This window comes from Bradyrhizobium ottawaense (genome assembly GCF_900099825.1).
Lineage (GTDB): Bacteria > Pseudomonadota > Alphaproteobacteria > Rhizobiales > Xanthobacteraceae > Bradyrhizobium > Bradyrhizobium ottawaense_A.
On the sequence record NZ_LT629693.1, the window covers coordinates 4,862,072 to 4,886,689 of the forward strand.

Sequence of the window (24,618 nt, forward strand, 5' to 3'; positions counted from 1 at the left end):
GAAGTGGAAACCGGTTCGCGTCAAGAAAACGCGTTAAATCAAAACTTGGAGCCCCTTCCGATTCGATCGGAACGGAAGGGGCTCCAGTGAGACCTTTGAGGATTTGATCGCATGAGCGCACACGGACCGATGCCGAGATCGTCGTGGATATTTCCAGCACTCGCGGTCGCGCTCTTTGCCGTCGCCACCGGCCTCGGATTGACGTTCACGCCGTCGGCGGCCGGGCTGGTGTTCGCGGCCGCGCTGCTGGCGATCCTGTTCGGGACGGTGTTCGCGGCCGTGCATCATGCCGAGGTCATCGCCGAGCGGATCGGCGAGCCCTATGGCACGCTGCTGCTGACGCTCGCCGTCACCATCATCGAGGTCGCGCTGATCGCAACCATCATGCTCGGCGACAAGCCGGTTCCGGCGCTCGCCCGCGACACCGTTTTCGCGGTTGTCATGATCGTGTGCAACGGCCTCGCCGGCCTCTGCATCTTCATTGGCGGGCTACGTTTCAAGGAGCAGGATTTTCAGGTCTCGGGCGCCAACCTGTATCTCAGCGTGCTGTTCGTGATGGCGACGATCACGCTGATCATGCCCAATTACACCCTGACGGCGCCGGGGCCGATCTATTCGGCGGCCCAGCTCGGCTTCGTCAGTGTCGTGACGCTGCTTCTCTACGGCGTTTTTCTCTACACCCAGACCATCCGGCATCGCGATTATTTCATCAATCAGGCGTCCGGCGCCAGCGACGACGGATCGCCGATGTCGAACCGGATGCTGGCGGTCAGCGTCGCGCTGCTGCTGGTCTCGCTGCTGGCAGTGGTGTTGCTGGCGAAGAAGTTCTCGCTGGTGGTCGATATCGCCATTGCCAGCATCGGGGCGCCGCCGGCCTTCGCGGGCGTCCTGGTCGCGCTGTTGATCCTGCTGCCGGAGAGCGTCGCCGCCGTTGCGGCGGCCCGCAAGAACGACCTGCAGAAGAGCATCAACCTCGCGCTCGGCTCCTCGCTCGCCACCATCGGGCTGACCGTGCCGGCGGTGGCGGTTGCGGCCTACACGCTCGACAAGCAGCTGGTGCTCGGGCTCAACGCCCAGGAGATGGTGCTGCTGGTGCTGACCTTCATCATCAGCATGCTCACCTTCGGCACCGGCCGCACCAATATCCTGTTCGGACTGGTGCATATGGTGGTGTTTGCCGTTTTCCTGTTCATGGTATTCGTGCCTTAACGTCCCGGAAATTGCCCGTCCCGGGAATGATCTGGAGTGCCTCGCGATGCTCAGCGCCAAATCCGATGTTCAGGTCGACACCGCCGAAGTCCGCGTCACCGAATGGCGGCTGGCGCCCGGCAGCGCAACCGGCCATCACACCCACGGCATGGACTACGTGATCGTGCCGGTGACTTCGGGCGAGATGACCATCGTGGCGCCCGACGGGACGCGGTCCAAGGCGCAACTTGGGGTCGGAAAGTCCTATTTCCGGAAAGCCGGCGTCGAGCATGACGTGCTCAACGAGACCGCGACCGAAATCGTGTTTCTGGAGGTCGAACTGAAGCCCTGAATCCCGGTCCGCGACCGGGTCGAGGGGGCAGGCGTCAAGTTCCCGGAACAGGTCCCGGGGACACGAAACGTTGCGGGGAAAAGCCAATTGCCACCGATCCGTCGCAGTTGATCCCTGAATATGCCCAGAAGTTCCCGCATCAAAGCCCCTCGGGGAGTGGCCGGAATGCTGAATTACCTGAAGAAGTTTGCTTTGGACATCTTGCCCTCGGTGGCGGCGACGATCATCGGGGCGTATATCGTCAACCACTACATCGCGACCAAGCCGGGCGCCGAAGCGCCGGTCGCGGCCGCCGTATCGCCTGCCGCCCCCAAAGCTGTCGACCTGAAGGCCGCCGACGTCGGCAACCTCCCGGCTGCGGGTGTCAAGGCCAAGGGCGTTTCCGAAAAAAGCCTGATGGAGAAGACCGCCGCCGAACGGCCGACCGTGGTCGAAAAGGCGCAAGAAAAGGCGCAGGACAAAGCCCAAGATAAGGCCGAAACCAAGACCGAAGCCAAGACCGAAGCCAAGACCGAAGCGAAGGCTGACGTGAAGTCCGTCGACGCACCCGTCGAGACCGCCAGTATTCCCGCCGATCCGCGCCGCCATGCGGCCGCGCCGCGTGAAAAAATAAGGGTCGTGCTGCCGTCGCTGGTGCAGCCCGCGACGCCTGCCGCCGCTCCGGTTGCCACAGCGCCTGCGCCCGTTCCGCCGGTCGAGGCCGCGGTTGTGCCGGAAGAGCGCCGCGACGCCAACGATCTGGCGCGCGCCGCCATCGAGCGTCTGCGCGGCAATGGCGACACCGCACCGCGGGTGCAGGAGGCTTCGCGAACTGTCGATGCGCCGCACATCGTGACGGCGCCTGCAGTCGCCGCCCCCGCCGTGCGGCCGCTGCCGCCGCCGATCATGGTCTCGGCGCCCCCGGCGGATTCCTATGGTCAGGGCTCGGCGCCGCCGCGGCCGCCTTACGCGGCCAATGCCGGCGCCGCCGATCCGAGCCGTCCGACGCCGCCGGCCGACATTCCGGTTTCACGGCCGCTCGACCTGCGTGCCGAGGTAGCGGAGCCGTCGGTACGCGAGCGCACCACGGCGGTTGCCGAAGACGTGCTGTCGACGGCGAAATCGCTGTTCCACGCCGTCCTGCCGAAATAATCCAGCCGTAGCGTTTTCGAGCGAAGTGGTTTCCGGTTCGCGTAAAGAAAACGCGTCAAGAACAAGAGGCTATCGCGTTTTCGAGCGAAAGCCTGCCCCGGAATTGATTCGGGGTGGTTTGCGGTTCGCGGGAAGAAGACCCTTCAATAACCAGAACTAGCCGCCGGTGCGCGCGAGGCCGCTTCGCGCGCTTTCGTCCCTCGGGCGCAGCGCAAGCGCGCGGCTGTAGGAAGCGGATGCGTTGGCCTTGTCGCCCAGCCGCTCGTAGGCGGCGCCTCGGCTGGACCAGGCTTGCGCGCTGTTCGGATCGGCCTGTACCGCTTCGTCGAGATCGGCGACCGCTTCCTTGGCCTTGTCGAGCGCGAAGTAACTGTTCGCGCGGGCGAGCAGCGGCTCGGCCTTCTGCGGTGACAGGCCATTGGCCGCGGTGAAATCCTCGATCGCCTGCTGATGCTCTTTCTCGGACTGACGGATCAGGCCGCGCCCGTAGAGCGCCCGCACATTGTAGGGATCAAGCGCCAGCGCGCGCTCGAATTCGGCGAGCGCTTCCTCGTTGTTGCCGGATCTGGCGAGAACCTGACCGTGCGCGGCGTAGCCCTGGGCGTCGCTGACGCTGCGGGCGCTGATATTGTCGGTCGATTTTGTCTCGGCCTGCTGCTGCGGCTTTTCCTTATCCGGCCCCCACGATCCCAGGTCGAACGAGCATCCGCCAACAGGCAGCGAACATGCCATCGCCAGCAAGATGCTCGGCACCGGCGCGTGGCGCCAGAACCGCGAAACTCCGGACAAAAGCGGGGGCGCCGGGTGGGCCATTACGGGAAATGCTCGCGCGATCAATCCGGAATTGGTAGCCCGCCATAGCGCAAAATGCATCAGCGGGTACGGCACAAAAGCCGAAACGAACTTTGCGCGTGGAACACGCACGATATCCAGGCAGAAAAAAATAACGCGGGCGCAAGGCCCGCGTTATCGAACTTCCAGATCCGTGGAATCACTCAGCGCGGCGGGCGACCTGCGCCCGGGCCACCACGGCCGCCGCCAGCACCACCGCGCTCGGCACCGGCACCAGCGCCGAACACCGGCTTCGGCTTCATCGGCAGCAGGCCTTCGCGCTGCAGCTTCTTGCGGGCCAGCTTGCGCGCGCGGCGCACGGCCTCGGCCTTTTCACGGGCCTTCTTCTCGGACGGCTTTTCGTAATGGCCGCGGAGCTTCATCTCGCGGAAAATACCCTCGCGCTGCATCTTCTTCTTCAGCGCCTTGAGGGCTTGGTCGACGTTGTTATCGCGGACGAGAACCTGCACGCGGCATCCTCTTTCAATTGATCGGATAGGAATCTGGTAAAGCAAAGGGCTGGCGAAAGGCCTAGCCCTTAACCTGAAGGCGGGCATTTACCAGACAAAACCCGGAATGTCCACCTGAGAAGGCGGATTTGGACCGCGGAAAACCACGAAATTCCGACCAAATTCGGCCCGTAGACCTCAGATTTGGGGGTTAGATATCTTCAACGGGGGCGTGTTAGTTTTCCGACGACTCAAAAAAGCACCACGGGGAGGGGCCCAATGAATACCAAAAAATATGCCGCCGAGGCGATCGGAACCTTTTGGCTTACCTTTGCGGGTTGCGGCAGCGCCGTCATCGCCGCGGGCTTTCCGCAGGTTGGTATCGGCCTGGTCGGCGTGTCGCTGGCGTTCGGCCTGAGCGTCGTGACAATGGCCTATGCGATCGGCCATGTGTCGGGTTGCCATCTCAATCCTGCCGTGACGGTCGGCCTTGCCGCAGGCGGCCGTTTTCCGGCCGGTCAGATCCTGCCCTATGTGATCGCACAGGTCGTTGGCGCGATCGCCGCCGCCGCGCTGCTCTATGTGATCGCAAGCGGCGCTGCCGGATTCGATGTCGCCAAGGGCTTTGCGTCGAATGGCTATGACGCACATTCACCCGGTCATTACAGCATGGTGGCCTGCTTCATCACCGAAGTGGTGATGACCATGATGTTCCTGTTCATCATCATGGGCGCCACCCACGGCAAGACACCCGCGGGCTTTGCGCCGCTGGCGATCGGATTGGCGCTGGTGATGATCCATCTCGTCAGCATCCCCGTCACCAACACCTCGGTCAATCCGGCGCGCAGCACCGGGCCGGCGCTGTTCGTCGGTGGATGGGCGCTGGCGCAGCTCTGGCTGTTCTGGATCGCACCGCTGATCGGCGGCGTGCTGGGCGGTGTGATCTATCGCTGGGTCAGCGACGAGCCGACCGGCACGGTGGAAGGCACGCAAAAAGCGTAGCTGCCATTGCGGGCTATATCTTGGAACGCGGGGCCACTTCGGTGATGTGGCCCATTTTCCGGCCCGGCCGGGGCGGGCCCTTGCCGTAGAGGTGCACGGTGGCGCCGGGCACCGTCAGCCACTGCTCGTAGCTCAGGATATCGTCGCCGATCAGGTTGGTCATGGTGACCGGGCCGTGGCGGACCGGCTTGCCGAGCGGCCAGCCGGCGATCGCCCTTATGTGCTGTTCGAACTGGGAGATCGAGGCGCCATCCAGCGTCCAGTGCCCGGAATTATGTACCCGCGGCGCGATCTCGTTGACCAGCACGTGAGGGCCGCCGTTCCCGGCGACCACGAACATCTCGACCGCGAGCACGCCCACGTAATCCAGTGCATTGGCGATCTGGCCCGCGATGTCGCGCGCCTGCGCCGCCAGTTCATCCGATATCGCTGCCGGCGCGCGCGAGATCTTCAGGATGTGATCGCGGTGTTCGTTTTCGGTGACGTCGTAACACTCGACATGGCCGTCCGCCGAGCGTGCGGCGATCACGGAGATCTCGCGCTCGAACGGAATGAAGGCCTCGAGGATCGCGGACTTGGTGCCGAGGTCTTCCCAGACCCGGCCGGGATCATCGCCCTCGCGGATGATCGCCTGACCCTTGCCGTCATAGCCGAAGCGGCGGGTCTTGATGACGGCGGGCAGGCCGATGCGCGCGATCGCGGTGCGCAAGGTCTCGGCCGACGACACGTCGGCGTAATCGGCGGTGCCGATGCCGAGCCGCTTGATGAAGTCCTTCTCGACCAATCGGTCCTGCGTGGTCTCCAGGATCTTCTGCGCGGGCAGCACGGGGCGGCGCGCGGCCAGCACCATCGCGGTCGCGGCCGGCACGTTCTCGAATTCATAGGTGATGACGTCGACGTCGTTGGCGAACAGTTCCAGCGCCTCGACATCGGCATATTCCGCGCAGGTCGCGTGCTGCACCACGTCGAAGGCGGGTGAGTCCGGATCGGGCGAGAACACCTGGCTTTTCAGCCCGAGTCGCGCCGCCGCCATGGCCAGCATCCGGCCCAACTGCCCGCCGCCGAGAATTCCGATGGTGTCGCCCGGCTTCAGCTTCACCGGATGGGAAGCCGTCACGCCGAACCCTCCGGACGCTCTTTGACGGCGTCGGTCTGCTGCTTGCGCCACGCGGCCAAACGCGCCGCCAGCGCCGGGTCGTTCAGGGCCAGCACGGAAGCCGCCAACAGCGCGGCGTTGATAGCGCCGGCCTTGCCGATCGCGAGCGTGCCGACGGGAACGCCGGCCGGCATCTGCACGATCGAGTAGAGCGAATCGATACCCGACAGCGCCTTGGATTCGACGGGAACGCCGAACACCGGAAGCTCCGTCAGCGCCGCCGCCATGCCCGGCAGGTGCGCAGCCCCCCCGGCGCCGGCGATGATGATCTGGAAGCCTTCGGCCTTGGCGCCCTTGGCGAAGGCGAACAGCCGGTCCGGGGTGCGGTGAGCCGAGACGATGCGTTTATCGCAATCGACCCCGAGCGCGGTCAGCGTCTCGGCGGCATGACGCATGGTCTCCCAGTCGGACTGGCTTCCCATGATGATGGCGATGGGTGCGGTCATTTCGTCAATTCTGTTCGGGAATCCAGAAACATAGGCCGGATTATAGAGGCGGCCGCGGCGTCATCCAAGGCGTGGCAAGGGGTCAGGAATGGACTATCCTGTCTTGGTGAATCCCGGCAAGCCTTCATAAGCAAGCCTGCACAGAGAAGGCCATGAAGAAGAAATCCACGGCGACGGCCTCGAGGGCCCCAAAACGCCCCAAAAGCGCGGCTGAGAGGCAAAAAGCCGCACCGCGCCGGAAGGCTGCGGTCACACCCCGACCGCCCGCCGCCCCGGTAGACCAGCGATCGACGATTCGCCGGTTGAAGGCGGAATTGGCCAGGGCCGAGGCGCGAATCGAGGAGCTGCAGGCTTCCGCCGATACCGACTTCCTGCTCGATATTCCGAACCGGCGCGGCTTCGAACGGGAACTCCATCGCTCGATCGCCTACATCAAGCGCTATCACGCCAGCGGCGCCCTGATCGTGCTCGACGTCGATCGCCTGAAGCCGATCAACGATACCTTTGGTCATGCCGCTGGCGATCAGGTGCTCAAAGCCATCGTCGCCACGCTGCTGGGGCAGGTACGCTCCTCTGACGTGATCGGCCGACTCGGCGGCGACGAGTTCGCGCTGCTGCTGTGGCATCTCAGCGAGACCGATGCCAAGGCCAAGGCCGCCGCGCTGGAGGAGATGATCGACCGGCTCACCTTCGTTTTCCGTGGCCGCACCGTTTCCGCGGGCGCATCCGCCGGTGTCACCATCCTCGACAGCCATTCGGAGGCGGGCCGCGCGCTGGAAGCGGCCGACAGCGCGATGTATGTGCGCAAGGCGCAGCGGCGCCACGAGGTGTCGTGAAAGAAATAGGGTGGGCAAAGGCGTTCTTCACGCCGTGCCCGCCATCGACCCGACGGATTGGAAACGGTGGGCATGCGGAGCCGGTCATCCGGGCGCGCATTCGCGCGACCCGTTGGCTTTGCCCACCCTGCGGTCTTCGCGCCTTGCAATGACAGCTGCTAAAGCCCGCTGAGATCGTCCGGCACGCTGCCGAATTTGCGCAGCAGTTGCGCGTCGCCGAATTCGCCGATCATGGGATCGCCGGTGCGGCTGAACGCGACCGCACCGATGCTGCCGGGCGTGCGCGACAGGATCTCGGCGCGGCGCAACGCCATTGTCGAGCTCTGACATTCCTCCGCCGCGCCCGCGACCGGCGAGCCGCTGTCGTCCTGCAGGAACGGCATCGCGACGTAATAGGTGACATCAGCCATTTGATCGCTCCTTGATCGCTCCGGTTTCAGGCCGCGTTGCTGCTCGAATATTTGGCCGGCACGCAGCCGGCGGCGACGGCGGCCTGCAATTCCTCCAGCTCGGTTTCCAGATATTCGTTGGCCATGATCAGCGCCTTGATGGTCGAGCGCAGATTGCCGTCGCACATCGCGATGGCCTGATCGCAGGCCTGCTCGTAGCGGCTGTTGTCGGACAGGGACGACGGGGCGGACATGGCAAAACTCCCTTGGCTGGCGGCAGGAAGATATGTTCCTCTTTTGTTCTACTGGAGTCAAGCATGAGGTGGGCGATCTGACGATCTGGCGGTGGGTCAGGAGCCCTGGCCGCCGATCAAGATCGTCGCGGCATCTGCCCTTGTGGATGTCGGGGAAAAGGATTTGCCAGGACGGCGGGCGGCTTTTGCCAAGGCGCGATCGCGCAAGGCAGTTCGCAGCGATGCGGCGCGAATTGACGGACATTTGGAGTTCGTCATTCCCCGATGCGCAATTGCGCATCTGAGGTTCGATGCTCCGCAGCGCCCGGAATGACCGTCAACTATCAGGCGATGATATCCGGCGTGATCTGGTCTTCGATGAAGGCGATGCGGTCGCGCAATTGCAGTTTGCGTTTCTTCAGCCGCTGCAGCCGCAGCAGATCCGGCGCCGGCGATTGATGCAGCGCGTCGATCGCTGCGTCGAGATCGCGGTGCTCCTGCTGCAGCCTGGCGAGTTCGTTTTCGAGCTCGCGCTCATCTTCGTCGGTCATGGTGTACGCTAGCTGGAGAGCACGATGAGGTTGTGAACGATTTGCGGAAGCTGGCGGTAAATATCGTCCCTGCAGAGCCGCTCCGCAAGCTGGCCGGGTTCCATACTCACGATTGGTTACAGATAAATCCGAAAATATGAGAGGCCCGATTCTGGATAGCCATCGACAGATTCGGCGGCTGGTGTACACTCCGTTGTCCGGATCGAATCTGAGGTTTCACCCACCGAGGAGATTTCGTATGGCACTACAGGCGCATCTTGTTGAACTTGAACGTAAACACAAGATCCTCGAAAACGAATTGCACGACGCCCTCGTGCATCTTTCCACAGACGATTTGCAAATTGTCGAGTTGAAGCGCCGCAAGTTGATGGTCAAGGACCAGATCGAGCGGTTGAGACACACCAGCAGCGAAACGCTGCACTAGTCGGTTTCCCCTGCACAATATCGAGAACCACACTTCATCGCAGGATGGGCGCTGACGCGCTCATCCGCGGAAGGGTTGTGTTTTCGCTGAAGTATTGCATCCGCGGCGATCGTTTGGAGCGACGATCGTTTGCGGATTTGCAAGCTTACGGATTTGCCAGTCCGCCGACATGGTCCGCGATGGCCAGTGAGGACGTCAGTCCCGGCGATTCGATACCGAACAGGTTGATCAGCCCGGTAACGCCGTGGTCGCGCGGTCCCTGGATCAGGAAATCCTGCGTGGCGACCGCGGGCGGCACGATCTTCGGCCGGATTCCGGAATAGCTCGGCATCAGCGCCCCGTCCGGCAGCGTCGGCCAATAGCGCCGGATCGCGGGATAGAATTTTTCCGCACGCGCAGGGTCGACCGCGTAGTCGATGCTCTCGACCCATTCCACGTCGGGGCCGAAGCGGGCCTGGCCGGCCATGTCGAGCGTGAGGTGCACCCCGAGGCCGCCGGGCTCCGGCACCGGATAGATCAGGCGTGAAAACGGCGCCCGCACATTGCAACTGAAATAGTTTCCCTTGGCGAGATAGGCGCACGGAATCAATTCGACCGGCATGCCCTCGATGCTGCGCGCCGCCGCGGGCGCGCCCAGTCCGGCCGCGTTGACCAGCAGATCGCAGGCAAGCGTCATCGGCGCGTCGCCGCCGGCCTCGATCTCGATGTGGCCTGCGTTCGCGCGTGCACGCAACAGCGGCGTGTGGAATGCGTAGGCAGCGCCGGCCGCTTCCGCGTCGCCCTTCAACGCCAGCATGTAGGCGTGGCTGTCGATGATGCCGGTGGAGGGCGACAGCAGCGCCGCATCGCAGTTCAGCGCCGGCTCGAGCGCGCGGGCCGCTTCGCCCGCGAGCAACTGCATGTCGTCGACGCCGTTAGCCTCGGCATGCGCCCGGATCGATTGCAGCTTCTCGGTTTCTTTCGGGGTCGTCGCTACGATCAGCTTGCCGCAATTGCGATGCGGAATGCCGTGATCGGCGCAATATCGGTAGAGCGCATGCCGGCCGCTGACGCACATCTGCGCCATCAGGCTGCCGGCACGGTAGTAGATGCCGGCATGGATCACCTCGCTGTTGCGCGAGGAGGTCACCGTGCCGATGCCCTCCGCCGCCTCCAGCACGATCACTTCGCGGCCGGCCAGCGCGAGTTTGCGTGCGACCGCAAGCCCGATCACCCCCGCTCCGATAACGACGCAATCAACTCTGTCCATGTCAGCTTCAGGTCCGGGATTATGACGCGAGATGGGGCGATGGCCGCGCCCGGTTACTATCATTCCGCGCACAGAAACGTCCAAGCAACCCGTTGGTTTGCCTTGAGATACGCCTTTAGCGCGGTCCCGTTAGTGAAGCATTAATCATGTCAGGGCAATTGCCGTAATTTGTGTCACATTTTTGAGTTGCAAGGGTACGCGTTTACCCGATCCAAACCCGTCAAGCCGGACACTCCGCCTGGAAATCCGCGGGTGAGTGATGGCTGGCAAGAATTGGCAGGCAGGCGGGAAGAATTCGATTCCGGCGCAGGCCGTCTTGTGCCTGTTGGCTGCCGCTGGGCCGTGCGGATTGGCATGGAGCGCGCCGGTGTCCGGCCGCGGCTTCGCGCCGGCTAGCTATATCGGCGAGTTCGATCCCAACCTGGTGTGGGAGCTCCTGATCGGCGGCATCGTCGTCGCGTCCTTTCTCGGCGCGGTCGGCCTCTGGGTGCTGAGCGCGTTGCGCAAGTCGCAGCGTGCCAAATTGCGGCGCAACGCGTTCATCAGTTCGGCGCTGAACAATCTCAATCAGGGGGTGCTGATGTCCGACGCGCAGGGCCGCGTCGTCTTCTGCAACGATCGCTTTCTCGATATCTACGGATTCACGCGCGCCGACATCGCAACCTGCAAGACCGGCCGCGACCTGATCGAGTTGCGACGCACGCGCGGCCTGTTGAATGTCACCGCCAAGGAATTTGCCGCATTGGCGCGCCGTCCCGAAGGCTTCGTCACCGAAATGCCCGGCGGAAAATCGGTGCTCTCGAAGATCTTTCGATTGCCGAACGGCGGCACGATCGGCACCCATGAGGATTGCACCGAACAGCGCAAGCTGTCGCGCAAGCTGGCCTCGACCACCCAGTTCCTGGAATCCGTGCTCGACAACGTTCCGGTCTGCGTCGCCGCCAAGAACATCGAGGACGGCCGCTATATCTTCGTCAACCGCGCGTTCGAACGCTTCTCGCGGTTCTCCCGCGATCATATCGTCGGCAAGCGCGCCGACGAGATCTTCCGGCCCGAAACCGCGAAGAGCATCGACGTCGCCGATCAATCGGCGCTGCAGGCGCCGGAGGGCCATCATCGCAGCGAGCTCACGGTCGAGCGTGGTTCGGAGAAGCGAATTCTCGCCTCCAACCGGGTGATCGCGCGCAACGAGCACGGCGAGCCGGAGTTCCTGATCGCGCTGTTCGACGACGTCACCGAACGCCGCTCGCTGTCGCGCGAACTGGAGAACACCAAGAAGTTCCTGGAACTGGTGGTCGACAACATTCCGGTGTCGCTGATCGTCGAGCGCGTCAGCGACGGGCGATACCTGCTCGCCAACCGCAGCGCGGAAACCATCCTCAATCGCCGCCGCGAGGATGCCACCGGGCTGACCGCTGCCGATATCTTCAATCCCAAGGAAGCCAAGCTGATCATCGCGCGCGACGAGGCCGCGATCAAGAAGCGCGGCCTGCTCACCGAGGAACACCCGATCTCCACCAAGGACGGCTTGCGGCTGTTCCTGACCCGCCGCATGACCGTGCTCGACGATGCCGGCGAGCCGCAATATCTGATCAAGACCCATGAGGACGTCACCGACCGCCGCCAGACCGAGTCGCGGATGGCGCACATGGCCTATCACGACGGCCTGACCGACCTGCCGAACCGCGCCGCCTTCCTGCAGGCGCTGGCCCAGATGATCGAGGCCTGCGCCGGTACCGACGAGGAATTCGCGGTGCTGTGTGTCGACCTCGACGGCCTGAAGGAAATCAACGACGTGTTCGGCCACGCCATGGGCGACAAGCTGCTGATCGAGGTGGCGCGCCGCATCCAGGCTTCCGCGCGCGGCGGCGTGGTGGCCCGGCTCTCCGGCGACGAATTCGGCATGATCATCGACGGCAAACAGCCGGAGGCCGGCAAGGCGCTGGCCGAAAAGCTCGCCGAGGCGCTGTCGAACGAATTCCCGATCGACGGCAAGTCGGTCCGCACCGGCGTCACCACCGGCATCTCGGTATTTCCGCACAACGGCTCGGATGCGGCCTCGCTGCTCGCCAATGCCGGCGCGGCGCTGTTCCGCGCCAAGGCGAAGTCGCGCGGCTCGATCAGTCTGTTCGAACCCGAGATGGACCAGCAGATCCGCGACCGCCGGGTGCTGCACCAGGATCTTTCGGTTGCGATCAGGAACGGCGAACTGTCGCTGTACTACCAGCCGCAGGCCACCTCGGGTGCGACGGTCGCCACCAGCGAGGTCATCGGCTTCGAGGCGCTGGCGCGCTGGCAGCATCCGCTGCGCGGCTTCGTGTCGCCTGCCGATTTCATTCCGCTCGCGGAGGAAAGCGGCCTGATCGTCGAGATGGGCCAATGGATCCTGCGCGAAGCCTGCCGCGAGGCCGCCTCCTGGCCGGTGCCGCTGCAGATCGCCGTCAACCTGTCGCCGGCGCAGTTCATGCACGGCGACGTGGTCAGCCTGGTGCATTCGATCCTGCTGGAAACCGGGCTGGCGCCGGACCGGCTCGAACTCGAAATCACCGAGGGCGTGCTGATCGAGGATTTTGACCGCGGCCTCGCGTTGTTGCGGCGGTTGAAGGCGCTTGGCGTGCGGATCTCGATGGACGACTTCGGTTCCGGCTATTCCTCGCTCAGCTATTTGCAGGCGTTCCCGTTCGACAAGATCAAGATTGACCGCGCCTTTGTCATGAATCTCGGGCGCAACCCGCAATCGGCGGCGATCGTTCGCGCCGTCATTGACCTCGGTCATGGTCTCGAAATGTCGATCGTCGCCGAGGGCGTGGAAACCCAGGAACAGCTCAGCTTCCTGTCGGAAGAGGGCTGCGACGCGGTGCAGGGTTATTTCATCGGCAAGCCGTTCCCGATCGGGAAGTACGCAACCCTGGTTGGCCGCAGCGATGGCGATGTCATTGTCGTGGAGCCTGCGCGCAAGACCGGCTAGAGTCCTGCTCGGTTGGGACTCTCTCCGGTAAGCGTTGCGTATGGCGGACTACGATCTGGCGATTATCGGCGGTGGCCTGAACGGCGTCAGCATCGCGCGCGATGCCGCCGGACGCGGTCTGCGCGTGATCCTGCTGGAGCAGGGCGATCTCGGCGCGGGCGCGTCCTCGGCCTCGCCGCGGCTGATCCATGGCGATCTGGCCGGGCTGGAGCGCCGGCGCTTTCTTCGTGTCCACCGCGCGCTGGCCGAGCGCGACATCTGGCTCCGGATCGCACCGCATCTGGTGCGCCCGATGCGCTTTGCCATCCCCGCCCATTCCGACGAACGCCCGGCCTGGCAGTTGCGGTCGTGGTTGTTGCTCTACGACCGGCTGGCCTCGCGCAACGGCCTGCCGGCCTCCGCTACCGTCGACGTTACGCATCATCCGGTCGGCAATGCGTTGAAGCGGCCGTTCGGCACCGCGTTCGAATATTCCGACTGTGTGGTGGACGATTCCCGGCTGGTGATCCTGAACGCGGTCGATGCGGCGGCGCGCGGTGCGGTGATCCGCACCGGCGCGCGCTGCACCCGGGCGGAACGGGGCGCAACGTGGCGGCTGGTGATGATTGATCGCGGCCATCGCCAGGTCGTCACCGCGCGCGCGCTCGTCAACGCGACCGGGGCCTGGACCGCCTCCGTCGCCGAGACCGTGTTGCGCCAGCCGCCGCCGAACGCGGCCATCGTGCAGATGAGCCAGATCGTGGTTCGCCGCCTGTTCGACAGCGACAATGTCTATGTGTTCCAGAACAGCGACGGCCGGCTGATTTTCGCCAGCCCCTATGAGCGCGACTTCACGCTGATCGGCACGGTGGGCCGTGCCTTCAGGGGCGATCCTGCCATCGTGGCGACGTCGGCCGGCGACGTGGCCTATCTTTGCGACGCGGCGAACCGCTATTTTCGCGAGCGGATCGAGGCCGTCGATGTGGTGCGAACGGTTTCCGGCGTGAACATGGCGATGGGCCCCGCAAGCCAGCGATCGCCACGCGATGGTGCGATGACATTCGATCATGGGCGCGGCAAGGCGCCGCTGATCACGATCTTCGGCGGCGACGTCACGACCTCGCGCCGGCGCGCGGAGAAGGCCGTCTCGAAGCTGACGCCGTTCTATCCGATGTCGGCACGCTGGACGGCGAGGACGCCGCTGCCGGGCGGCGATTTTGCCTGGGGCCGCTTCGAGAACGAAGTCGACGCGGCGCGCGAGCGTTGGCGGTTTCTCGGCGAGGAGCAGGCGAGGCGTCTGGTCGCCGCTTATGGCACCAACGTCAAGACGATCCTTGGTGAGGCAAAGGACCGCGCCGACCTCGGCCCTTCCTTCGGCCCCGAACTGACGGGCGCCGAAGTGCGCTATCTGATGGCGCAGGAATGGGCGCGTTTCCCTGACGATATCCTGTGGCGCCGAACCAAACTCGGCCTCACCATGCCGCCTGGGGATCGTGAGGCGCTGGCGGCGTTCATGGCGAAAGCGACGTAAGGTTTGTCACGCCTTGGCTTGCCGTGACCAGGCTTCGTCCCGTGCGGAAGGCCTGCGGTCGAGCCGCGTGGAAATGCGGCGCGCGGCCTTGTCGCCGCGGCCGGCGCGCAGGCAGGCGACGATCAGCGTGTCTTCCCACAATTCGCGCTGGGCGTGGCTGCCGCCGATCCGGGCCAGTTCCGATATCGCAGGTTCGAGCAGCCGGATCGCGTTGTCGTTGTCGCCGTCGGCGAACGCCTTGATGCCGCGGCAGAGCTCGATTGCGGTGCGGCCCGGCGCCAACCGGCCGGCGGCTTCGCGTTCTTCCAGTTGGGCCATGCGGGCTTCGAGGGCGTCGCCGCCGATCATCGCTCCGGCCAGCGCATAATGAACGTCGGCGAAATGCGCGCCCGCCTGCCGAAAATATTTCTCGCCATAGGCGGCGATCTCCCGCCAGTGCGGCTCCAGCCCGGTTTGTCCGGCTAGCGACAGTCGCCACAGCAGCGAGGCGCCGTCGGTGAAGATATTCAGCGGCGGGTAGGGCCGCCCGGCCGGCTTGATCTGCTGTTCGTAGATCGCGAGCGCGCCGTCGAGGTCGCCGGCATCGAGCGCGCTCAGCGCGCCGTGCCAGGCCAGATGACCGTGCAGGAAACTCTGGCGGTCATGCGCGGGCATCCATTGCGCGAGAAATTGGCGGCCGGCTTCCATATCGCCCTGCTCGAACATCGCATGCGAGAGACCGTGCGCGGCATTGCCGTTGGCCGATCGCAGCTCGACCGCGCGTTCGCTCAAGGCCCGTCCTTCGCGCAGGTTTCCCGCTTCGGTATGCGACCAGCCGAGATAGCTGATGAACCACCAGTCGTCGCCGTAATGCGTGGCATTGCGCGTACAGATCGCGAGCTTGGCGGCATCGTGGTCAGCGCGGCCGGAGAAGGCGTAGAGGCCGAAGGCGCCCAGCAGCAGCGCCAGCACCAGCGCATCGCGCGGATGCGCGTCGAGATGCGCCTCGGCACCATCGATGGCAATTTTCGGCTTGCCGTCGATGACCGCGGCCATGACCTCGACATAGTTGATTTCCCGGGGCGTCGCGCCGGCCACGAGCTGTCTCGCGTGCGCGGCCATGGCGCGGGCTTCCTTGCCTTCCATGTTGAGCTGATGCAGGCGGGCGCGCGCGATATGGGCCAGCGCGAAGCCGGGGTCCTGCGCAATGGCGCGATCGAAGGCGGCCTCGGCGCCGTGCCAGGCCGACAGCATGCAGTCGACGCCGTCGCGGTAATGCGCCGCGGCCTGGTCGGAGGTGGTCGTCAGCACCAGATCGTATCTGTCCCGGTTCATTTTTATTCCATCATCGCGAGGGTTGCGCCAAGTCTGGCAGAGACGTGACCGGCGGCAGGCACAGTATAATATTATGGATGGCGCGTTGCGAAGCGGTTGAGCGGATGTCGATCCGCCGCTAGCGTGCAGCGACGATGGGGCAGGCAGGGGACATGACCGAGGAATCGCCGGAAATCGACGCGCCGAAAATCGAGCTGGCGACAGCGGAGGTCAAGCCCGAGCCGCCGGCCGTGGTGACCGCCGACATGCCGCTGCTCCGTATCGAGGGGGTCGGCAAGAGTTTTGGCAATTTCCGTGCGGTGGACCGGCTCTCGCTCGACATCCGGGCCGGCGAGTTCTTCGCGCTGCTCGGTCCGAGCGGCTGCGGCAAGACCACGCTGCTGCGAATGCTGGCCGGTTTCGAGACGCCGGACGAGGGCCGCATCCTGCTCGACGGCAAGGACATCGCTCAGGTCGCGCCGCATCAGCGGCCGGTCAACATGATGTTCCAGAATTACGCGCTGTTTCCCCATCTCAACGTGCGGGACAATATCGCGTTCGGCCTGAAACGCACCGCGATCACCAAGGTCGAGATCGCCGCCCGCGTCGCGGAAATGGTTTCACTGGTCAAGCTGGAGGGGATGGAGAAGCGCAGGCCCGATCAGCTCTCCGGCGGCCAGAAGCAGCGCGTCGCGCTGGCGCGCTCGTTGGCGCGGCGCCCGCAGGTGCTGTTGCTCGACGAGCCGCTGGCGGCGCTCGACAAGAAGCTGCGCGAGAGCACGCAGGCGGAATTGATGGAGCTGCAGCGCCGTCTCGGCACCACCTTCGTGATCGTCACCCACGACCAGGAGGAGGCGATGACGATGGCAAACCGGATCGGCGTGATGGATGCCGGCCGGCTCGAACAGGTCGCAATCCCGCGCGAGCTCTACGAGGCGCCGCGGTCGCGCTGGGTCGCCGAGTTCGTCGGCGACATCAACCTGTTCAACGGCGAGGTCACGTCCGGCGACCATAACCGCCTCGATGTTTCGACCCGGGAGGCCGGAGCACTGGTCGTGGCCGCGCCGCGTCAGCCGGTGACCAAGGCTACTGTCAGCGTCGCGATCCGGCCCGAGAAGGTCAAGCTGTCCCGCCGCGGCCCGGTATCGGACGCGGTCAATTCGCATGCGATCAACCGGCTCGACGGCGTGGTCACCGAGGTCAGTTATCTCGGCGGCCTGACGGTCTACAAGGTCAAGCTCGATTCCGGCGCAGTGATGCGCTCGTCAATGGCCAATACCGCACGGCTCGATATCGACGCCTATATCGCCGGCCAGCGCGTGGTGGCGTGGTTCACGCCCGACGATTGCGTGGTGCTCGAGCAATGAGCGCCCGCCGCATCTTCGCCCGGCCCGCGCGTTACGCCGCGATCGCGCCTTACGTCTGGATGGTGCTGTTCTTCCTGGTGCCGTTCGGCTTCGTGCTCAAGATCAGCCTGTCGCAGACCGCGATCGCGCAACCGCCCTATCTGCCGCTGTTCAACCTCAGGGAAGGCTGGGGTGCGATCAAGGCCGCATTCGCAGCGCTGTCGCTGGATAATTTCAGGCTGCTGCTTTCCGACAATCTCTACATCACCTCGTACCTGCGCAGCCTCGTCGTCGCCGTGACGTCGACCTTGATCCTGCTCCTGATCGGTTACCCTATCGCCTATGGCATGGCGCGGCTGCCGCAGCGCTGGCAGGGCATCGCGATGATGCTGGTGATCGTGCCGTTCTGGACCTCGTTCCTGATCCGCATCTATGCCTGGATCAACATCCTGCAGCATGACGGCCTGCTCAACCAGATTCTGCTGGCGCTGCATCTGGTGTCGGCGCCGGTGGTGTGGCTATCGACCGACACTGCGATGTATCTCGGCATCGTCTATTCCTATCTGCCGTTCATGATCCTGCCGCTCTATGCGACGCTCGCCAAGCTGGATCCCGCGCTCTTGGAGGCCGCGGGCGATCTCGGCGCGTCGCCGCGGCAAGCGTTCTGGCTGGTGACGTTTCCGCTGTCGCTGCCGGGCGTCGGCGCCGGCGCGCTGTTGTGCTTCATTCCTGTTGTCGGCGAATTCGTGATCCCGGATCTTCTGGCCGGCTCCGGTTCGATGATGATCGGGCAGACGCTGTGGCTGGAATTCTTCACCAACAGGGACTGGCCGGTGGCCTCGGCGGTTGCGATCGCGTTGCTGCTGCTGCTGGTGCCGCCGCTGCTGCTCTACGACCGGCTGCAGCGCCGAACGCTGGAAGGGGCGGGCTGATGGCGCGCCGGGTCAACCGGATCTCGCGGTTCAACGTCACCTCGCTGGCGCTGGGGCTGGCGTTTCTGTACCTGCCGATCGTCATTCTCGTGATCTATTCCTTCAACGCCTCGCGGCTGGTGACGGTGTGGGGCGGCTGGTCGCTGCGCTGGTACCACGAATTCTTCAACGACCGCGCCATGCTGGACGCCGCCTGGATGAGCCTTCGTGTCGCGGCAGTATCGGCCACGGCTGCGACGCTGCTCGGCACGCTGGGCGCCGTGGCGCTGGTGCGCGGCGAGCGCTTCAAGGGCCGTGCGCTGTTTTCCGGCATGCTGTATTCGCCGCTGGTGATGCCGGAAGTGATTTCCGGCCTGTCGCTGCTGCTGTTGTTCGTGGCGCTGAACGCCGAACGCGGGTTCTGGACCGTCACGATCGCGCACACCACGCTGACCATGTGCTTCGTCACGGTCGTCGTGCAGTCGCGGCTGGCCTCGCTCGATCGCAGTCTCGAGGAAGCCGCGATGGATCTCGGCTGCGGCCCGGTGCAGGCGTTTCTCGCCGTCACGCTGCCGCTGATCGTTCCGGCGATTGCAGCAGGCTGGATGCTCGCCTTCACGCTGTCGCTCGACGACGTCGTGATCGCGAGCTTCACCACCGGGCCGGGCTCGGCGACCTTGCCGATCCGGATCTATTCCGAGGTGCGGCTCGGCGTGAAGCCGGAGATCAACGCGATCTGCACCATGGTGATCGCGTTCATCGCGGTGGTGATCGTGGTGGCTTCGTTCGCGTCAAAACTGTCGAGTTCGCAAGCCGAGAGCGCGGCGCCGCTGTAGTTCCATCGTCATTGAGGGGATGTCAGCTTCACGACTTCACTGCACCTGCGGTCAATCCGCCGACCATGTAGCGCTTGAAGGCGTAATAGATCGCGGCCGGCGGCAGCGCGTAGATGAAGCCGGTGGTCATCAAGAGTTCCCAGGGCGAGTCGTCGGCGGCGAGGAAGTTGCCCAGCGCGACCGGAAGCGTGATGTCGGTGTCCTTGGAGAGCAGCAGGAACGCGTAGAGATATTCGTTCCACGCCAGCAGCAGCGCGTAGGTGCCGACCGCGACCAGCGAGGGCATCATCAAGGGCACGTAGACCAGCCGGAACAGTTGCAGCGTGGTGGCGCCGTCCATGGTGGCGGCTTCGTCGAGTTCGACCGGCAGCTTGTCGGAGGCCTGCTTCAGCACCCAGATCGCGTAAGGCGAGGCGATGGTCACCATGGCCAGAATCAGCGACCAGTGATTGTTGAGCAGGCCGTAAGTGCCCATGGTGCGGTACATCGGCACGGCGAGGAACGCCGCCGGAATGAAGTAGGTGAACAGCGCCATGTTCATCACCGTGCGGCCGCCGGGCACGCGCAGCCGCGAGATCGAAAACGCCGCCGCGGTTGCGATGATCAGCGTCAGCGCGCCGGCGGACACCGCGATGACCAGCGAATTCCAGAACTGGATCCAGAAATCCCTGAGGAAGTAATGCTCCTGGTAGAACACGATGTGGAAATTGTGCAGCGTCGGATGCGTCGGCCACAGCTTGCCGGAGAACGCGTCTTCCTTCGGCGAGATCGCGAACAGGAACATGTGGTAGATCGGCACCATGGTCCAGATGAACACGGGAATGCCGATCAGCAGCAGGCGCGCCTCGGTGCCGACTTCCCTGAGTGTTGGTAGCTTCATCGCGACAACCGTTTCATCATGAAATACATCAGCGGCAGCACGAACGGCAGCGCGCAGACGATCGACGCCATTGCGAGGCTGAGCTGGTCGAGCCGGAGATAGCGGATGCCGAGCGTCGCCAGCACATGGGTGAGATCGGCGGGGCCGCCGCCGGTCAACAGGTATACGCTGTTGAAGTCGCCGAGCGTCCAGATCATCGAGAGCAGCGTACAGGTGATGTAGAGCATCTGCATCGAAGGCCAGGTGATGAAGCGGAATTTCTGCCACCAGCTCGCGCCATCGACTTCGGCGGCTTCGAACAGGTCGTGCGGGATCGCCAGCCGGCCGGTCAGCAGGATCAGTGTCCAGAACGGCAGCGATTTCCAGATGTGGACGCCGATCGCCATGGTCAGCGCCACCGTGGGATCGTTCAGCCAGTTCGGGCCGTCCTCGCCGGTGAGTTTGAAGATCAGCGTGTTGATGACGCCCCATTCCGGATTGAACATGAAGCGCACCGACAGGATGGTCGGGATCGACGGCACCGCCCAGGGCAGGATGAACAGCACCGACAGCCATTTGATCCAGGGGCGCTGCTGCGCGAAGAAGCCGGACAGGAACAGCGCCACCAGCATCTTGAAGTTGATGCCGATGACCAGGAAGATCAGCGTGTTGACCGCGGCGCGCGCGAAGATCGGGTCGTGATAGAGCGCGACATAGCTGGCGGGATGCCGCGCCAGCCATAGCCCGTAGCAGACCGGATAGACCACGAAGGCCAGGAACACCAGCAGGTAGGGCGTCAGCAGCACGATGCCCCAGACCTGCGGCGTGCTTATCCGCGCCGACAGCGGCGGGCTGGGGATGTCGGATGCTGAGAGTGTAATCGCCATGTGTTTACTCTAGTTACGATGTCGTCCCTGCCTAGTGCGCAATTGCGCACGGGAGCAGGGACCCATAACCACAGGCCGTTGTGGCTGCGCAAGGTCGTTGAACAGCATCTTTCATAACGACCGCCGCGGAGTATGGGTCCCTGCTCCCGTGCGCAATTGCGCACTAGGCAGGGACGACGACATACTTTCGCGGCGGCCGGCATCGCTTACTCCTAACCCGCGACCTGCTTGAGGCGGGCGATCAGTTCGTCGACGGCCTTGTCGACCGGTACCTTCTCGCTCACCACCCGGTTCATCGCCTTGGCCCAGACGTTCTCGTTGTTCAGGATAGTGAACTTCCAGTTCTTGGTGAAGTCGAACGGCGTGGTGCCGCCGGTGAACTGGGCGTGGACCGCCTTGCGATGCCGGTCGGCCTGCCAGAACGGGCTCGCCTGGCTGGCGGTCGTGACCGGGAACCAGCGGCCGAGCGCGCCTTCGACATAGGGCCGCAGGTTTTCTTCCTGCATCAGGAAGGCGACGAACTGCTTGCCTTCCGCCTTGTTCTTCGCATTTGCGAAGATCAGCCCGGTCTTGACGTCGGAACGGTACTTGATCGGTGTGCCATCCGGCTTGTTGGGGAACGAGGCGGTGATGATGGTTTCCTCATACGCCTTTTTGCCGGCCGCGCGCTGTTCCGGGGTCAATGCCGGGTTGTTGGCGTCGTCGAGCCACTTTGCCGCGATCGAGATCGTGAAGTTGTGCGTCATCACGATCGTTCTGTTGTGGAACGCGACGTTGTTGTCCGGATCCTTCCAGGTGGTGGAGGAGGGCGGCGTGCAGCCGCGGACATAGGTGTCGGTGTAATCCTTCAGCGCGCTGATCAGGTTGGCGCGCACCTTGGGATCGTCGACCAAAAGCTTGCCGTCGTCGTCGACCAGCTTGACGTTGTAGGCGTCCATGAAGGTGTAGAACGACTGGAACGAGTCGGTGGATTCCACGCCCATCGGCTGGCCGACGGCGTAGATGCGCTGGCCGGTGGCCTTGCGGATCGCGGGCTGCACCTTGTCGCACCAGAACGACCAGTAATCTTCCCATTTGGTCGGGATGTCGCTCTGCTTGAAGCCGGCCTGTTCCAGCATGTCCTGCCAGATCTGGACGTGCATGCTCTGCTGCTTCAGCGGGAAGCCGTAATAGGCCTTCTTCTTGGCGACGTCGTTATAGAGCAGCGCCGTCTCCAGCGTGTTCGGCGCGAACGCCCCCTTCATCGGCAGCAGGATGTCGGAGAGGTCTTCGAGCTTGCCTTCATAGGCCCACTTGCCCTGCGCCTGCACGTCGTAGCTGTCGGAATAGGCGACATCGGGCACGGTGCCGGAATCCAGCGCCGCCACCGTCTTCGGGATCATGTCCTGGATGGCGTATTGCGACAGTTCGACCTTGATGCCGGTCTTGGCCTCGAATTTCTTGATCGTCTCCAGCAGCGCGTCGTCCTCGGACTTGTAGAAGCCCTTGCCGAACCAGACCGTGATCGTCTTTTGCTGAGCGAACGCGGGCGCTGCGGCATACAACAGCCCGGCAGCGGCGATCGCGATTGAAAGCGCACCAATTCCCTTGGATCTCACGTAGTCCTCCCTTGGATATGCCCGGGTTTTTAACCGGTTGGATAAAAGATAGCGCAACCAAGCGGCGTGATCCAGATGGAGAATTGCCTACTTCTGTAGGGGGCAAGCCCTCATCGGGCAAATGGTTCAACCATTTTGGTTCCGACAATTCGTTCCGCCAATTGGCGTCCCCGGAATGCCTTTCTAATGGCACCTCCGATCTGGGTACGAGTCTACCCGGTATTCTTTAGGTGCAAGTGCACCATATGCACAATTCGGTCCGCTTCGACTTGATCCATTCGCTGAAATCCATGTAGCTCTCCCGCGACTGTGGCTTGGCAGGGTATACCCGCATTGCTGCGGTCGAGAATCTGCTTTCGACGACAGGCAACACGGGAGCTTCATGTCAAACCGCATCGACAGGTCATGGACCGTCTTTGTCAGCGTCGAAAACTTCGAGCACGACCGATGCGTAGATATTTTTCGCAGAGCAGATGGCAGTTACGGATTCGAGGAATTCAGGCGGGACACCGAAGATAACGGGCAGTGGACGCCTGTGCAGTACTATTCAGGTGTTGCCTACACCTCGCCCGGCGATGCGCTGGACACGGCCGAGCGCTGTATTCCCTGGCTGCCCCACGTCCTTGCGCAGAAGCCGGAACTAAAGACGCGGATCGGTTTGGGTTGACCGCAGTGAAGCGTTGCCAAAGCAAGTACAACGGGCACGCCTTAGGGCGTGCCGCTCGTGCCAGCCGCGGGCCACCCCGCAGCGGCGCCGAGGCGGCTGGTGGCGGGCCACAGCGCGTCCTTCAATGCGTCCCGCGCGCAATGAAGATCTGATAGAAGCTTGTCGCGATTTCGATTGCGATCAGCAGGACCACGATGATCTCGAGACGAAGCGAACGCCGTGTGTCGATGATGTCGGCCAAGGTCTCCGCGGTATCGGCAATCACGGTCAGTTTCCGGTCGAGGGTTTCGACCCGCTCTTTCAATTCGTACTCGTCCTCAAGCCGGGCATAGAGCCGTTCCAGATCGGGCCGGTCCCACAGTGCGTCCGGCTTCTCCGCAACGGCAACGCGGCCGGACACCCGGTGCTGAACCAGCAGGGCGTTACCGACCAGCTTCAAAATCTCGGTCCGGTTGCGGCGGGTGCGGCCATGCGCGGCCAGCTCCGCGGCAAAGGGTTCGATCACGCCGAACACTTTCGTGACGTCGCGCTCGTCGCTGGCAAGTGCTACGCTCTTGGCCAGGGTGTCGGCGACAATGAGCATGCGCGGCAACGACATGTCGCCAAGCCCAATCGGGCCGCCCGCGGAGATCTGGTCTTCAGCGCCTTCGGCGATCTCGACGAACGCATTCTCTTCCTCGGCAACGCCGAGCCTGCCGACGACACGGGTCGATATCTTCCGCAGAAACGCAGCTTCTTCTTCCGGCGTGAAGCCGATCAGGACGGCGACGCCATAGCGGAACAGCACCGCGACGCCGCTCTGCCCGTTTCGAACGGCCAGCGGCACCGCCGAGAGTATTTCGCCGTCGTAGCCGACCGTGTTGATCCGGTCGCCGAGATGAAGGGCGTGGACCGAAAGGCGTCGTCCTGGTTGCGGAGATTTATCCATTAGAGGATTTTTCCATTCAGGGCGCCGTCGTGCTGCCTGACGCGAGCGAGCGCTGAACCATGATGGTATCGGCCCAGCGGCCGTGCCGATAGGCGACACCGGGCAGCAAACCTACCCTGGAGAATCCGAACCTCGCATGAAGGCCAAGGGAGGCGGCATTGTCCGCATCGATATAGCCGATGATTTGCCGAAAGCCCGCCGCGGCGCAGACGTCGATCAGTTCCTGCATCAGGATTCGCCCGATGCCCTGGCCGACCTGCGCGTGATGAACGTAGATCGAGTGTTTGACCGTGTAGCGATAGGCCGGCCGCTTGCGAAACAGCACCACATAGGCGTAACCGACCACCTCGCCGCCGCGCGTCGCCACCAGATGCGGGAAGCGGCGGCTGCGCAGGTTCTTGCGCCGGTCGCGCAGGTCGTCGGGCTGCGGCGTCTCGGCGTCGCTGACGCCTTCCTCAACGCCTTGGCGAATGTGGCGGCGATAGATCGCCAGCATGGCCTCGACATCGGTGTCGCGCGACGGCCGCACCAGGATCGGCTGTTCGGGCTCGTCTGCCGTTCGGGCTTCCGCTTCCATA

Annotated in this window: 27 protein-coding genes; 13 read left to right on the forward strand and 14 right to left on the reverse strand. The window is 64.0% G+C overall.

Going from position 1 to position 24,618, the window contains the following annotated elements; all coding sequences use genetic code 11:
- The first annotated feature begins 111 nt into the window (after positions 1 to 111).
- From BLR13_RS22670 to BLR13_RS22680, 3 genes are all read left to right on the forward strand, one after another.
- Positions 112 to 1,209, forward strand: a complete 1,098-nt coding sequence (locus BLR13_RS22670; RefSeq protein ID WP_074819399.1) for a calcium:proton antiporter — start codon at positions 112 to 114, stop codon at positions 1,207 to 1,209.
- A 46-nt stretch (positions 1,210 to 1,255) separates the two neighbouring features.
- On the forward strand, positions 1,256 to 1,540 hold the full coding sequence (locus BLR13_RS22675) for a cupin domain-containing protein (RefSeq protein WP_074819397.1): 285 nt from the start codon (positions 1,256 to 1,258) through the stop codon (positions 1,538 to 1,540).
- 165 nt (positions 1,541 to 1,705) lie between these two features.
- Complete coding sequence (locus BLR13_RS22680; protein ID WP_074819395.1) at positions 1,706 to 2,671, forward strand: hypothetical protein; 966 nt, start codon at positions 1,706 to 1,708, stop codon at positions 2,669 to 2,671.
- A gap of 156 nt (positions 2,672 to 2,827) precedes the next feature.
- Here the strand turns inward: BLR13_RS22680 and BLR13_RS22685 are convergent, their stop codons facing one another.
- Complete coding sequence (locus tag BLR13_RS22685) at positions 2,828 to 3,424, reverse strand: tetratricopeptide repeat protein (RefSeq protein WP_244524918.1); 597 nt, start codon at positions 3,422 to 3,424, stop codon at positions 2,828 to 2,830.
- A 242-nt stretch (positions 3,425 to 3,666) separates the two neighbouring features.
- Positions 3,667 to 3,972, reverse strand: a complete 306-nt coding sequence (gene rpsU, locus BLR13_RS22690; RefSeq protein ID WP_074819392.1) for a 30S ribosomal protein S21 — start codon at positions 3,970 to 3,972, stop codon at positions 3,667 to 3,669.
- A 258-nt stretch (positions 3,973 to 4,230) separates the two neighbouring features.
- On the opposite strand from rpsU, the gene aqpZ reads away from it, so the two are divergent.
- Positions 4,231 to 4,953 (forward strand): aquaporin Z, encoded by a 723-nt coding sequence (gene aqpZ, locus BLR13_RS22695; RefSeq protein WP_074819390.1) that lies wholly within the window; start codon positions 4,231 to 4,233, stop codon positions 4,951 to 4,953.
- A gap of 13 nt (positions 4,954 to 4,966) precedes the next feature.
- Here aqpZ and BLR13_RS22700 read toward each other — a convergent pair whose 3' ends face one another.
- Positions 4,967 to 6,070, reverse strand: coding sequence for a 5-(carboxyamino)imidazole ribonucleotide synthase (locus BLR13_RS22700; RefSeq protein WP_074819388.1), 1,104 nt, complete (start codon positions 6,068 to 6,070; stop codon positions 4,967 to 4,969).
- Complete coding sequence (gene purE, locus BLR13_RS22705; protein WP_074819386.1) at positions 6,067 to 6,555, reverse strand: 5-(carboxyamino)imidazole ribonucleotide mutase; 489 nt, start codon at positions 6,553 to 6,555, stop codon at positions 6,067 to 6,069. Before purE ends, BLR13_RS22700 begins: the two co-directional genes overlap by 4 nt.
- 302 nt (positions 6,556 to 6,857) lie before the next feature.
- On the opposite strand from purE, the gene BLR13_RS22710 reads away from it, so the two are divergent.
- On the forward strand, positions 6,858 to 7,391 hold the full coding sequence (locus BLR13_RS22710) for a GGDEF domain-containing protein (RefSeq protein ID WP_244524919.1): 534 nt from the start codon (positions 6,858 to 6,860) through the stop codon (positions 7,389 to 7,391).
- A gap of 158 nt (positions 7,392 to 7,549) precedes the next feature.
- Here the strand turns inward: BLR13_RS22710 and BLR13_RS22715 are convergent, their stop codons facing one another.
- Together BLR13_RS22715 and BLR13_RS22720 are read right to left on the reverse strand one after the other, a co-directional pair.
- The gene (locus BLR13_RS22715; RefSeq protein ID WP_074819382.1) at positions 7,550 to 7,801 is read right to left on the reverse strand and encodes a hypothetical protein; all 252 of its coding nucleotides are present in this window, start codon (positions 7,799 to 7,801) and stop codon (positions 7,550 to 7,552) included.
- A 26-nt stretch (positions 7,802 to 7,827) separates the two neighbouring features.
- Positions 7,828 to 8,034 carry a hypothetical protein gene (locus tag BLR13_RS22720; RefSeq protein ID WP_074819380.1) on the reverse strand — a complete coding sequence of 69 codons (207 nt, stop codon included), beginning with the start codon at positions 8,032 to 8,034 and terminating at the stop codon, positions 7,828 to 7,830.
- A gap of 91 nt (positions 8,035 to 8,125) precedes the next feature.
- Between BLR13_RS22720 and BLR13_RS22725 the strand changes: the two genes are divergently transcribed.
- A complete protein-coding gene (locus BLR13_RS22725) occupies positions 8,126 to 8,347 on the forward strand; it encodes a hypothetical protein (protein ID WP_074819377.1) in 222 nt (73 codons plus the stop codon).
- 10 nt (positions 8,348 to 8,357) lie between these two features.
- On the opposite strand, the gene BLR13_RS22730 is transcribed toward BLR13_RS22725, so the two are convergent.
- Positions 8,358 to 8,564 carry a YdcH family protein gene (locus BLR13_RS22730; RefSeq protein ID WP_027538800.1) on the reverse strand — a complete coding sequence of 69 codons (207 nt, stop codon included), beginning with the start codon at positions 8,562 to 8,564 and terminating at the stop codon, positions 8,358 to 8,360.
- Between the two features lie 238 nt (positions 8,565 to 8,802).
- On the opposite strand from BLR13_RS22730, the gene BLR13_RS22735 reads away from it, so the two are divergent.
- The gene (locus BLR13_RS22735) at positions 8,803 to 8,988 is read left to right on the forward strand and encodes a YdcH family protein (RefSeq protein ID WP_074819376.1); all 186 of its coding nucleotides are present in this window, start codon (positions 8,803 to 8,805) and stop codon (positions 8,986 to 8,988) included.
- Between the two features lie 145 nt (positions 8,989 to 9,133).
- On the opposite strand, the gene BLR13_RS22740 is transcribed toward BLR13_RS22735, so the two are convergent.
- Positions 9,134 to 10,237, reverse strand: a complete 1,104-nt coding sequence (locus tag BLR13_RS22740) for an NAD(P)/FAD-dependent oxidoreductase (RefSeq protein ID WP_074819374.1) — start codon at positions 10,235 to 10,237, stop codon at positions 9,134 to 9,136.
- Positions 10,238 to 10,496: 259 nt separating this feature from the next.
- Here BLR13_RS22740 and BLR13_RS22745 point away from each other — a divergent pair, with 259 nt between their 5' ends.
- The gene (locus BLR13_RS22745; protein ID WP_074819371.1) at positions 10,497 to 13,205 is read left to right on the forward strand and encodes a sensor domain-containing protein; all 2,709 of its coding nucleotides are present in this window, start codon (positions 10,497 to 10,499) and stop codon (positions 13,203 to 13,205) included.
- Positions 13,206 to 13,245: 40 nt separating this feature from the next.
- Positions 13,246 to 14,715 (forward strand): glycerol-3-phosphate dehydrogenase, encoded by a 1,470-nt coding sequence (locus tag BLR13_RS22750; protein WP_074819369.1) that lies wholly within the window; start codon positions 13,246 to 13,248, stop codon positions 14,713 to 14,715.
- 6 nt (positions 14,716 to 14,721) lie between these two features.
- Here BLR13_RS22750 and BLR13_RS22755 read toward each other — a convergent pair whose 3' ends face one another.
- Positions 14,722 to 16,029: a tetratricopeptide repeat protein gene (locus BLR13_RS22755; RefSeq protein ID WP_074819367.1), complete on the reverse strand. Its 1,308-nt coding sequence runs from the start codon at positions 16,027 to 16,029 to the stop codon at positions 14,722 to 14,724.
- A 152-nt stretch (positions 16,030 to 16,181) separates the two neighbouring features.
- Here BLR13_RS22755 and BLR13_RS22760 point away from each other — a divergent pair, with 152 nt between their 5' ends.
- The 3 genes from BLR13_RS22760 to BLR13_RS22770 are packed head-to-tail and all read left to right on the forward strand — an operon-like array spanning position 16,182 to position 19,101.
- Positions 16,182 to 17,375: an ABC transporter ATP-binding protein gene (locus BLR13_RS22760; protein WP_079586063.1), complete on the forward strand. Its 1,194-nt coding sequence runs from the start codon at positions 16,182 to 16,184 to the stop codon at positions 17,373 to 17,375.
- Positions 17,372 to 18,286, forward strand: a complete 915-nt coding sequence (locus BLR13_RS22765) for an ABC transporter permease (protein ID WP_074819365.1) — start codon at positions 17,372 to 17,374, stop codon at positions 18,284 to 18,286. Before BLR13_RS22760 ends, BLR13_RS22765 begins: the two co-directional genes overlap by 4 nt.
- On the forward strand, positions 18,286 to 19,101 hold the full coding sequence (locus BLR13_RS22770; protein WP_074819363.1) for an ABC transporter permease: 816 nt from the start codon (positions 18,286 to 18,288) through the stop codon (positions 19,099 to 19,101). The genes BLR13_RS22765 and BLR13_RS22770 overlap by 1 nt, the downstream gene beginning before the upstream one ends.
- Before the next feature lie 28 nt (positions 19,102 to 19,129).
- Here BLR13_RS22770 and BLR13_RS22775 read toward each other — a convergent pair whose 3' ends face one another.
- The 3 genes from BLR13_RS22775 to BLR13_RS22785 form a co-directional block, all read right to left on the reverse strand.
- On the reverse strand, positions 19,130 to 19,981 hold the full coding sequence (locus BLR13_RS22775; protein ID WP_074819361.1) for a carbohydrate ABC transporter permease: 852 nt from the start codon (positions 19,979 to 19,981) through the stop codon (positions 19,130 to 19,132).
- Positions 19,978 to 20,847 carry a carbohydrate ABC transporter permease gene (locus tag BLR13_RS22780; protein WP_074819359.1) on the reverse strand — a complete coding sequence of 290 codons (870 nt, stop codon included), beginning with the start codon at positions 20,845 to 20,847 and terminating at the stop codon, positions 19,978 to 19,980. Before BLR13_RS22780 ends, BLR13_RS22775 begins: the two co-directional genes overlap by 4 nt.
- Positions 20,848 to 21,059: 212 nt before the next feature.
- On the reverse strand, positions 21,060 to 22,445 hold the full coding sequence (locus tag BLR13_RS22785) for an ABC transporter substrate-binding protein (RefSeq protein WP_074819357.1): 1,386 nt from the start codon (positions 22,443 to 22,445) through the stop codon (positions 21,060 to 21,062).
- 382 nt (positions 22,446 to 22,827) lie between these two features.
- On the opposite strand from BLR13_RS22785, the gene BLR13_RS22790 reads away from it, so the two are divergent.
- Positions 22,828 to 23,112, forward strand: coding sequence for a hypothetical protein (locus BLR13_RS22790; RefSeq protein WP_074819355.1), 285 nt, complete (start codon positions 22,828 to 22,830; stop codon positions 23,110 to 23,112).
- Positions 23,113 to 23,233: 121 nt separating this feature from the next.
- Here BLR13_RS22790 and BLR13_RS22795 read toward each other — a convergent pair whose 3' ends face one another.
- Together BLR13_RS22795 and BLR13_RS22800 are read right to left on the reverse strand one after the other, a co-directional pair.
- On the reverse strand, positions 23,234 to 24,040 hold the full coding sequence (locus tag BLR13_RS22795; RefSeq protein ID WP_074819352.1) for an RMD1 family protein: 807 nt from the start codon (positions 24,038 to 24,040) through the stop codon (positions 23,234 to 23,236).
- A gap of 16 nt (positions 24,041 to 24,056) precedes the next feature.
- Positions 24,057 to 24,617: a GNAT family N-acetyltransferase gene (locus tag BLR13_RS22800; RefSeq protein WP_074819350.1), complete on the reverse strand. Its 561-nt coding sequence runs from the start codon at positions 24,615 to 24,617 to the stop codon at positions 24,057 to 24,059.
- Position 24,618 lies beyond the last annotated feature (1 nt).

Bases quoted from the DNA above. Each gene is read 5' to 3' on its own strand.
- BLR13_RS22670 (WP_074819399.1), top strand. From the start codon at position 112: ATGAGCGCACACGGACCGATGCCGAGATCGTCGTGGATATTTCCAGCA.
- BLR13_RS22675 (WP_074819397.1), top strand. From the start codon at position 1,256: ATGCTCAGCGCCAAATCCGATGTTCAGGTCGACACCGCCGAAGTCCGC.
- BLR13_RS22680 (WP_074819395.1), top strand. From the start codon at position 1,706: ATGCTGAATTACCTGAAGAAGTTTGCTTTGGACATCTTGCCCTCGGTG.
- aqpZ (WP_074819390.1), top strand. From the start codon at position 4,231: ATGAATACCAAAAAATATGCCGCCGAGGCGATCGGAACCTTTTGGCTT.
- purE (WP_074819386.1), bottom strand. From the start codon at position 6,555: ATGACCGCACCCATCGCCATCATCATGGGAAGCCAGTCCGACTGGGAG.
- BLR13_RS22715 (WP_074819382.1), bottom strand. From the start codon at position 7,801: ATGGCTGATGTCACCTATTACGTCGCGATGCCGTTCCTGCAGGACGAC.
- BLR13_RS22720 (WP_074819380.1), bottom strand. From the start codon at position 8,034: ATGTCCGCCCCGTCGTCCCTGTCCGACAACAGCCGCTACGAGCAGGCC.
- BLR13_RS22730 (WP_027538800.1), bottom strand. From the start codon at position 8,564: ATGACCGACGAAGATGAGCGCGAGCTCGAAAACGAACTCGCCAGGCTG.
- BLR13_RS22735 (WP_074819376.1), top strand. From the start codon at position 8,803: ATGGCACTACAGGCGCATCTTGTTGAACTTGAACGTAAACACAAGATC.
- BLR13_RS22740 (WP_074819374.1), bottom strand. From the start codon at position 10,237: ATGGACAGAGTTGATTGCGTCGTTATCGGAGCGGGGGTGATCGGGCTT.
- BLR13_RS22745 (WP_074819371.1), top strand. From the start codon at position 10,497: ATGGCTGGCAAGAATTGGCAGGCAGGCGGGAAGAATTCGATTCCGGCG.
- BLR13_RS22750 (WP_074819369.1), top strand. From the start codon at position 13,246: ATGGCGGACTACGATCTGGCGATTATCGGCGGTGGCCTGAACGGCGTC.
- BLR13_RS22755 (WP_074819367.1), bottom strand. From the start codon at position 16,029: ATGAACCGGGACAGATACGATCTGGTGCTGACGACCACCTCCGACCAG.
- BLR13_RS22760 (WP_079586063.1), top strand. From the start codon at position 16,182: ATGACCGAGGAATCGCCGGAAATCGACGCGCCGAAAATCGAGCTGGCG.
- BLR13_RS22765 (WP_074819365.1), top strand. From the start codon at position 17,372: ATGAGCGCCCGCCGCATCTTCGCCCGGCCCGCGCGTTACGCCGCGATC.
- BLR13_RS22770 (WP_074819363.1), top strand. From the start codon at position 18,286: ATGGCGCGCCGGGTCAACCGGATCTCGCGGTTCAACGTCACCTCGCTG.
- BLR13_RS22775 (WP_074819361.1), bottom strand. From the start codon at position 19,981: ATGAAGCTACCAACACTCAGGGAAGTCGGCACCGAGGCGCGCCTGCTG.
- BLR13_RS22780 (WP_074819359.1), bottom strand. From the start codon at position 20,847: ATGGCGATTACACTCTCAGCATCCGACATCCCCAGCCCGCCGCTGTCG.
- BLR13_RS22790 (WP_074819355.1), top strand. From the start codon at position 22,828: ATGTCAAACCGCATCGACAGGTCATGGACCGTCTTTGTCAGCGTCGAA.
- BLR13_RS22795 (WP_074819352.1), bottom strand. From the start codon at position 24,040: ATGGATAAATCTCCGCAACCAGGACGACGCCTTTCGGTCCACGCCCTT.
- BLR13_RS22800 (WP_074819350.1), bottom strand. From the start codon at position 24,617: ATGGAAGCGGAAGCCCGAACGGCAGACGAGCCCGAACAGCCGATCCTG.